At 68.2% G+C, this 7,541-nt stretch carries 8 protein-coding genes; 4 read left to right on the forward strand and 4 right to left on the reverse strand.

The features are described from left to right. Positions 1-171 precede the first annotated feature (171 nt). Together EQG76_RS02485 and EQG76_RS02490 are read left to right on the forward strand one after the other, a co-directional pair. Positions 172-864, forward strand: coding sequence for a winged helix-turn-helix domain-containing protein (locus EQG76_RS02485; protein ID WP_159710307.1), 693 nt, complete (start codon positions 172-174; stop codon positions 862-864). Next, the gene (locus EQG76_RS02490; RefSeq protein WP_159710309.1) at positions 842-2,263 is read left to right on the forward strand and encodes a sensor histidine kinase; all 1,422 of its coding nucleotides are present in this window, start codon (positions 842-844) and stop codon (positions 2,261-2,263) included. The genes EQG76_RS02485 and EQG76_RS02490 overlap by 23 nt, the downstream gene beginning before the upstream one ends. A 382-nt stretch (positions 2,264-2,645) precedes the next feature. Here EQG76_RS02490 and EQG76_RS02495 read toward each other — a convergent pair whose 3' ends face one another. Beyond that, positions 2,646-3,329 carry a LysR family transcriptional regulator substrate-binding protein gene (locus EQG76_RS02495; RefSeq protein WP_159710311.1) on the reverse strand — a complete coding sequence of 228 codons (684 nt, stop codon included), beginning with the start codon at positions 3,327-3,329 and terminating at the stop codon, positions 2,646-2,648. Then, on the reverse strand, positions 3,260-3,538 hold the full coding sequence (locus EQG76_RS02500; RefSeq protein ID WP_159710313.1) for a LysR family transcriptional regulator: 279 nt from the start codon (positions 3,536-3,538) through the stop codon (positions 3,260-3,262). The genes EQG76_RS02495 and EQG76_RS02500 overlap by 70 nt, the downstream gene beginning before the upstream one ends. Before the next feature lie 91 nt (positions 3,539-3,629). Here EQG76_RS02500 and EQG76_RS02505 point away from each other — a divergent pair, with 91 nt between their 5' ends. Together EQG76_RS02505 and phnX are read left to right on the forward strand one after the other, a co-directional pair. Then, a complete protein-coding gene (locus tag EQG76_RS02505) occupies positions 3,630-4,751 on the forward strand; it encodes a 2-aminoethylphosphonate--pyruvate transaminase (RefSeq protein WP_159710315.1) in 1,122 nt (373 codons plus the stop codon). 346 nt (positions 4,752-5,097) lie between these two features. Continuing rightward, positions 5,098-5,928, forward strand: coding sequence for a phosphonoacetaldehyde hydrolase (phnX, locus tag EQG76_RS02510; RefSeq protein ID WP_159710317.1), 831 nt, complete (start codon positions 5,098-5,100; stop codon positions 5,926-5,928). A 26-nt stretch (positions 5,929-5,954) separates the two neighbouring features. Here the strand turns inward: phnX and EQG76_RS02515 are convergent, their stop codons facing one another. Both EQG76_RS02515 and cysK read right to left on the reverse strand, forming a co-directional pair. After that, positions 5,955-6,131, reverse strand: coding sequence for a hypothetical protein (locus EQG76_RS02515; RefSeq protein ID WP_159710319.1), 177 nt, complete (start codon positions 6,129-6,131; stop codon positions 5,955-5,957). Positions 6,132-6,400: 269 nt separating this feature from the next. Continuing rightward, positions 6,401-7,348, reverse strand: coding sequence for a cysteine synthase A (gene cysK / locus EQG76_RS02520; RefSeq protein WP_200840501.1), 948 nt, complete (start codon positions 7,346-7,348; stop codon positions 6,401-6,403). Between the last annotated feature and the right edge of the window lie 193 nt (positions 7,349-7,541).

Genomic DNA, 7,541 nt, shown 5'->3' on the forward strand with positions numbered 1-7,541 from the left:
GCGCAGCGCTGGGTGGCCGTGCCCTTCGCCGCCTCCTGATCCTGGCAGATTCCGGGACGTTCCCTTCCCGGCAACGGCGCAGTGCGCGATGATCTCGCGCACTGCGTCTTGTTCCGCTAGTTTCGCCCAAAGCGGCAGGTGAAACCTGCCATGGTAGGGCGAAACGCTGCGATGCGCATTCTGGTAATCGAAGACGACAAGGACGCCGCCCAGTACATGGCGAAGGGGCTCGTGGAGAGCGGCCACGGGGCGGACGTCGCCCATACCGGCAAGGATGGGCTCCTGATGGCGGCGGCCAACGGCTACGATGTCCTGATCGTGGACCGGATGCTGCCGGGCCTGGATGGGTTGTCCCTGGTCAAGACGCTGCGGGCGACCGGCAACCACACCCCGGTCCTGTTCCTGTCGGCGCTGGGCGAGGTCACCGACCGCGTGAAGGGCCTGCGGGCCGGCGGCGACGACTATTTGGTCAAGCCGTACGCCTTCTCCGAGCTGCTGGCCCGGGTCGAGACCCTGGCCAGGCGCGGCTCGACCGCCAGCGACACGCCGGAAACGGTGCTGCGCTACGGCGACCTGATGATGGACCTGCTGGGCCGCCGGGTGGAGCGGGCCGGCAAGGAGATCGACCTGCAGCCGCGCGAGTTCCGGCTGCTCGAGACGCTGATGCGCCATGCCGGTCAGGTGATGACCCGGACCATGCTCCTGGAGAAGGTCTGGGATTATCGCTTCGACCCGCAGACCAACGTCATCGACGTACATATCAGCCGCCTGCGGCACAAGATCGACCGTGGCTTCTCCTATCCGATGATCCACACGGTCCGCGGCGCAGGATACTCTCTCCGTGTTGCCGACAAAGCTTCTTAAAGCTTCCACCTTCCGGCTGACGCTGGCCTACCTGGCGCTGTTCTGCATCTCTGCCGGCGTCCTGTTCGGCTTCGTCTACGTCGCCTCGTCCGCCAACATGGAGCGGCAGACCGAGGAGACGATCACCGCGGAGATCAATGGCATCCTCGACCAGTACCGCCTGCGCGGGCTGGGCGGCCTGCGCAACACGATCGCCGCGCGCGCGGCGGCGAAGCCCGATCGCGCCTCGATCTATCTCCTGGTTGATCGGACCGACCGGATCATGGCCGGCAATATCGACCGCTGGCCGGAGGGGCAGGACAAGGACGAGAACTACTTCCATTTCCTGATCGAGACCGGCGAGGACGGCGACGGCGAGCCAACCTTCCACCGGGCGATCGCGCGCGGTTTTCTCCTGCAGAACAATGCGCGCCTCCTGGTCGGCCGCGACATCGAGGAGCGCTTGGCCAGCCAAGCGACCCTGCTCAACACGCTCCTGATCGGCGGCGGGATCATGATCGTCCTGGGCGTGGCCGGCGGGCTGGTCATGAGCCGCTGGATGCTGGGCCGGCTCGACGACGTGAACCGTGCCACCACCCGGATCATGATGGGCGACCTCACCCAGCGCTTCGTCGAGAAGGGCAGCGGCGACGAGTTCGACGAGCTAGCGCGCAATCTGAACCGGATGCTGGACCGGATCGAGCGTCTGCTGGCCGGGATGCGCCAGGTTACCGACAACGTGGCGCACGATCTGCGCACGCCGCTCAACCGGCTGCGCTCGCGCATCGAAGTGGCGCTCATGGACGAGCAGTCCGACGAATCGCGCGAACTCTTGGAAGCCACGGTGCGGGATGCCGATTCGCTGATCCAGACCTTCAACGCGATCTTGTCCATCGCGCGTGCGGAAAGCGGCGAGCAGCAGGCCGAGTTCGAGCCGTTCAGCCTGCGCGAGATGGCCCAGGACGTCACCGAACTCTACGAGCCGCTCGGCGAGGAGCGCAGCATCACCGTCCACCTCCGCGCCCAGTCCGACGCGGTGGTGATCGGCAACCGCCACCTGGTCGCCCAGGCCCTGGCCAACTTGGTCGACAACGCGATCAAGTACGGGGCGGAAGGCGGCCATGTGCTGGTGGAAGTGCGCACCCGGCCCGTGCCGATGCTGGTGGTGACCGATGACGGTCCGGGCATCCCGGCGGAGATGCGCGAGCGGGCCCTGGAACGGTTCGTGCGCCTGGACCCGGAGCGCTCCACGCCCGGCAACGGGCTGGGCCTGTCGCTGGTGGCGGCGGTCGCCCGCCTGCACGAGGCGAGGCTCGAGCTCGACGACGCCAAGCCCGGGCTGCGGGTGAGCATCGCCTTCCCGAGCCTGCCCAAGCCCAGTGTCCAGCTGACCCGCCAGGAGGCGCGCTCGATGGCGTGATGCCGGCCGCTGGAGTCCCGGCCTGACCAGGTCAGGACAAGCGGTGCGGCTGACAAGTCCAGATGGAGCTGGGCCCGTTAAGCAGCGTCAGCCGGCCGGCTGTGAACAGGTGGCGGCTCCTGAAGTGCTTGTGGGCGGGTCCGGTTAAGGAGGGCGCCGCGTCTGTACTAGCGCCCGCACAACGAGGCGCTTCATTTCCTTATCCATGCTGTTGAAGAGGCCGGCGCAAGTGCGGGCACATCCGGGCCTTCCGGGTGGCCGCCCTTCGCAGCTACCCTGCCCCACTCCGGCCAGGCGGCGAAGCTCGCCGGTAGGCAGATCAGCGCGGATGGGAGCGCAGGCATGGCGATGGCCTTCGCCACCTCTTCCATCGAGCATCGTTCTACCCAGGCCGGTTCCTCGCCGCTTCGGCATGAGCGGGCCCTGCCGCCAGGGCGAACAGCGCCTTGACCACGCCCAGTTGCGCGCGCTCGGCCAGCGCCAGCAGGCAGGTGTCGGCCTGCAGGCCCTGGCCCGCCAGGGCGCGCCGGACGAGGCGCGGGTCGGTGCCTGCCTCCTCCTCGAACACGGCACCCAGGCCGAAGCCGTGCGCCACCGCCTCGCGCAGCGCCTCGCGCGAGCCCAGCTGCAAGGTCAGGCGCGGCCGAATGCCTGTGGCAGCGCAGGCCGCGGCAAACAGCCGGAAGGTGGCGCTGCCCTCCTCGCGCGCGACCATGGCCACACCGTCCAATGCTCGGAGGTCGACCTGGGCGCTGCCTGCCAGCTCATGGTCCCTCGGCAGGAGGAGGACCACCCGGTCGGTACCGAGGCACAGCCTCGCCAAGTCGGGCGCCGGCTCCAGCAGGGTCGCGACTGCGGCATCCGCCGTGCCGTCGCGCAATGCCTTCAGAGTCGTTGCGGTGTTGCCGGTCACCAGACTGGCCGCGATTCCGGGATGCGCGTCCTGCAGCCGGCGCAGCAGCGGCATGGCCGCGAATGGGCTGTCGGCGGCCAGGGTTAATTGCCCCTGCTCCAGATCGCGGGCCTGGCGCAGGAGATGTTCCAGGTCGCGCAGGAGGCCCAGCACCCGGCGCACATGCGGCGCCAGCGCTTCGCCGAGCTGGGTAGGCGCAGCACCCACAGGCCGCGGCGGAACAGCGAGACACCGTACATCCGCTCCAGCCCCAGAATCTGCGCGCTCACCGCCGGCTGGCTCAGGTTCAGCCGCTCGGCCGCACGGGCGAAGCCGCCGGTGGAGAGCACGGCGTCGAAGGCTCGTAGCGCTGCCAGATTCATAAGTGCACCTTATGATGACATCATTTCGATCGATTTGACTTATCGGGCCGCGGCGCACAACGAAAGGTTCGCTGCCTGCCGGAGAACCGCGATGTTGCCCTGCGCCGACGAGCCCCTGCTGTTGACCCCAGGACCGCTCACCACTTCCCGGCGGGTGAAGGAGCGGATGCTGCGCGACTGGGGCTCGCGTGATGAGGCCTTCATCCGGCTGAACCGCGAGGTGCTGGAGCGCCTGACGGCGCTGGTCGGCGGCAGCGGCATGGTTACGGTGCCGATGCAGGGCAGCGGCTCCTTCGCGGTCGAGGCGATGCTCGGCAGCTTCGTGCCACCGTCCGGCCGGCTCCTGGTCTGCGTGAACGGCGCCTATGGCCGGCGCATGGCCGAAATGGCGCTCCGGCACGGCCGGCAGGTGTCAGTGCTGGAGCAGCCCGAGGACCAGCCGACCGATGTGGCGGCACTCGACCGGATGCTCGAGGCCGACCTGACGATCAGCCACGTCGCAGTCGTGCACTGCGAGACCACCTCGGGCATTCTGAACCCGCTGCCGGAAGTGGCCGCGACCGTGGCCCGCCACCGCCGGAGCCTGCTGGTGGATGCGATGAGCGCGTTCGGGGCACTGCCGCTGGATGCCGCCAGCGTCCCGTTCGACGCGGTCGCAGCCTCGGCGAACAAATGTCTGGAAGGCGTGCCCGGCATGGGCTTCGTCATCGCCCGCAAGGAGCAACTTGCCGCCTGCACCGGCCACGCACCGGCCCTGTGCCTGGACCTGCCGGCCCAGCATCTCACCATGGAACAGACCGGCCAGTGGCGGTTCACGCCGCCCACCCATGTCATCGCTGCCCTGCATCAGGCACTGCTCGATCACGAGGCCGAGGGCGGCCAGTCCGGCCGGCTGCGCCGCTACCGCGAGAACTGCCGGATCCTGGTGGACGGCATGCGGGCACTGGGCTTCCAGACCCTGCTGGCCGGCGCGCTGCAGGCACCGATCATCGTGACCTTCCGACTGCCGGCCGATCCCGCCTTCGGCTTCGACCGCTTCTACGATGCTCTGCGCCGACGCGGCTTCGCAATCTACCCCGGCAAGCTGACCGTGGCCTCGTCCTTCCGGATCGGCTGCATCGGCGCGATGGGCCCGGCCGAGATGCAGGCAGCGGTCCAGGCGGTGGCCGAGGTCCTGGACGAACTGGGGCTGCGCCTTCCGGCTGCGGCATGAGCGACGTGGACGGAGCCAATCGGGTGCGGAGCGGCACTATCAGGATGGCGAAGAGCCCGGCAGTTGGCCTTCCCCTCCTGCCGGATCGGATGCACCGGCACTCGTTGCGCGGCCGGGATGTGAGTCGCGGTCCAGGCGGTAGGTCCTGGTCGAACTGGAACTGCTTTTGTCGGCTGCGGCATGATCGGCGTGAATCGGCGTGAATTGGACCGCCTTGGGCCTGGACCACCCGGACTTGTCCGTCGGGATCGGGCCGAGCCGTTCTGGCAGCCAGGATCGGACCGGTCGCGGCCCGGCCCATCCCGATCCAGGGCGGCAGCATAGAGATGGCAGAGGGATGATGCGGATGGGGTTCGGCTATCGGCGCTTCTATCGTGGGCCAGTCGAGGCGGTGATCTTCGACATGGCCGGCACGATCGTCGACTTCGGCTCCCGGGCACCGGCGGGCGTGTTTGTCGAGGTGTTCCGCCGCCACGGGGTCGCGATCAGCCTGGCCGAGGCACGCGGGCCGATGGGTGCCGAGAAGCGCGCCCATGTCGCCGAACTTCTGGCGTTGCCGGCGATCCGCGCGCGCTTTGCCGACCGGCATGGCCGCGACCCGGACGAAGCGGACATCGACCGGATCTATCAGGATTTCATTCCACTACAGCTCGAGAGCCTGCCAGCCTTCTCCGCCCTGATTCCGGGGGCTGCCGCGACGATCACGGCCCTGCGCGGCCGCGGCATCCGGATCGGAGCCAACACCGGCTACAGCCGCGAGATGATGGAAGTGGTCCAGGCGGCGATGGCCGAACAGGGCGTGAAGCTGGACAGCGCGGTTGCCGCCTCCGACGTGCCGCGCGCCCGCCCCTGCCCCGCCATGTGCCTGGTGAACGCCGCGCAGTTGGCTGCCTGCGCCGTGGCCGCCTGCGTCAAGGTCGACGACACTGTGCCGGGCATTGAGGAAGGCCTGGCGGCCGGCATGTGGACGGTCGGGATCACCCGGTCCGGCAACGAGATCGGCCTTTCGGAAGAGGAGTGGCAGGCCCTGCCGGCACCGGAGCAGCAGGCCCGCCTGGCCCGGGCCGAAGCCCGGCTGCGTGCCGCCGGCGCCCATTTCGTGATTCCGTCGGTGGCGGTCCTCCTGCCGGTGATCGACGCGATCGAGGCCAGGCTCGCGGCCGGCGACCGGCCCTGAGCCGCCACGGGCAGGAACAGGATCACTCAGTTCAGGCGGAAGCCCCGGCAGCCTAGTTGCTCCTCCCTGATCAGGATCTGGCTGCCGCAGGGCCGCTCCACGAAGTAGCGCCGCCCCTGGTCGTCGTCCTGGACATGGATCAGGTCGACAGGCTCCCCGGTGCCGAGCAGCACCATCTGCAGGATCTGCGGCCTCGGCAACATCGGACGTGCCGGGATGGTGACGGGTTCTCGATGCACGGCAACCTCTCTAGGCTCGTGGTCCTAGGATAACAGTCCGTCTGCCTATGGCAAGTCCTGAATTTCCAGGACCCGTTCGGCATGCCGAAGGATGCGCCTGAAGTGGTTAAGACATCGTTTACCGCATTCGCCAAATGAAAACATCGGCCGCGGTGGAAGATTTCACCAATAGAAAGACCCCAGGGCCTTTCGACCCCGGGGTCCAGCTTCTGAAACCGATTTAGGACGACCCGTCAGCCGAGTTCGGCGAACAGGTCGGTCGACAGGTAGCGCTCGGCCGAGGACGCCAGGATCACTACGATCCGCTTGCCGGCATAGTCCGGACGCGCACCCACCTCCAGAGCCGCGGCGACCGCGGCCCCGCTGGAGATCCCGATCGGGATGCCTTCGACCCGCGCCACCTCGCGGGCGGTCTCAAACGCAGTCTGGTTGCCGATCCGGACCGTCTCGTCCAGCACGTCGGTGTGGAGATTCTCGGGAATGAAGCCGGCGCCGATCCCCTGGATCTTGTGCGGCCCGGGCTTACCGCCCGAGATCACCGGGCTGTCCTCGGGCTCGACCGCGATCACCTTCAGGCTCGGCAAGCGCGGCTTGAGCACCTCGCCCACCCCGGTGATGGTGCCGCCCGTGCCCACGCCGGCGATGAACGCGTCCAGCCGGCCGCCCGTGTCCGCCCAGATCTCCTCCGCGGTGGTAATGCGGTGGATCGCCGGGTTGGCCGGGTTCTCGAACTGCTGGAGGATCACCGCGTTCTTCGTCTCGGCGACGATGCGCTGCGCCTCCTCGATGGCACCGCGCATCCCCTTGGGCCCAGGCGTGAGCACCAGTTCTGCACCCAGCAGCTTGAGCACCTTGCGGCGCTCCAGCGACATGGTCTCCGGCATCGTGAGGATCAGCCGGTAGCCCTTGGCCGCCGCGACGAAGGCCAGGGCGATCCCGGTATTGCCCGAGGTGGGCTCGACCAGGACGGTGTTCTTGTCGATCTGGCCGGACTGCTCGGCCGCCTCGATCATCGAGTAGCCGATACGGTCCTTGACCGAGCTCAGCGGGTTGAAGAACTCCAGCTTGGCCAGGATCTCCGCCTTCACGCCGCGCTGCTCGGCAATCCGGTGCAGGCGCACCAGCGGCGTGCCGCCGATGGTATCGACGATGCTGTCATAGATCCGGCCTCGCGTGTTCATGTCCACCCGCGCCCCCGATTTTACATCTTCCATGTGCACAACTCCGGCAAAACCACCCGAGACTGTGCAGAACTCTAGTCGCAACCGCGCGATGCGCAACCATCGGCGGCACAGGGTGCTTCCAAACCGGCCCGCTGCACCCCGGCTAGATCACGAAATCAGCACTGCGGGCCTGATCGCCGACCAAGCCGGC

This window comes from Geminicoccus flavidas, from assembly GCF_009806515.1.
GTDB lineage: Bacteria > Pseudomonadota > Alphaproteobacteria > Geminicoccales > Geminicoccaceae > Geminicoccus > Geminicoccus flavidus.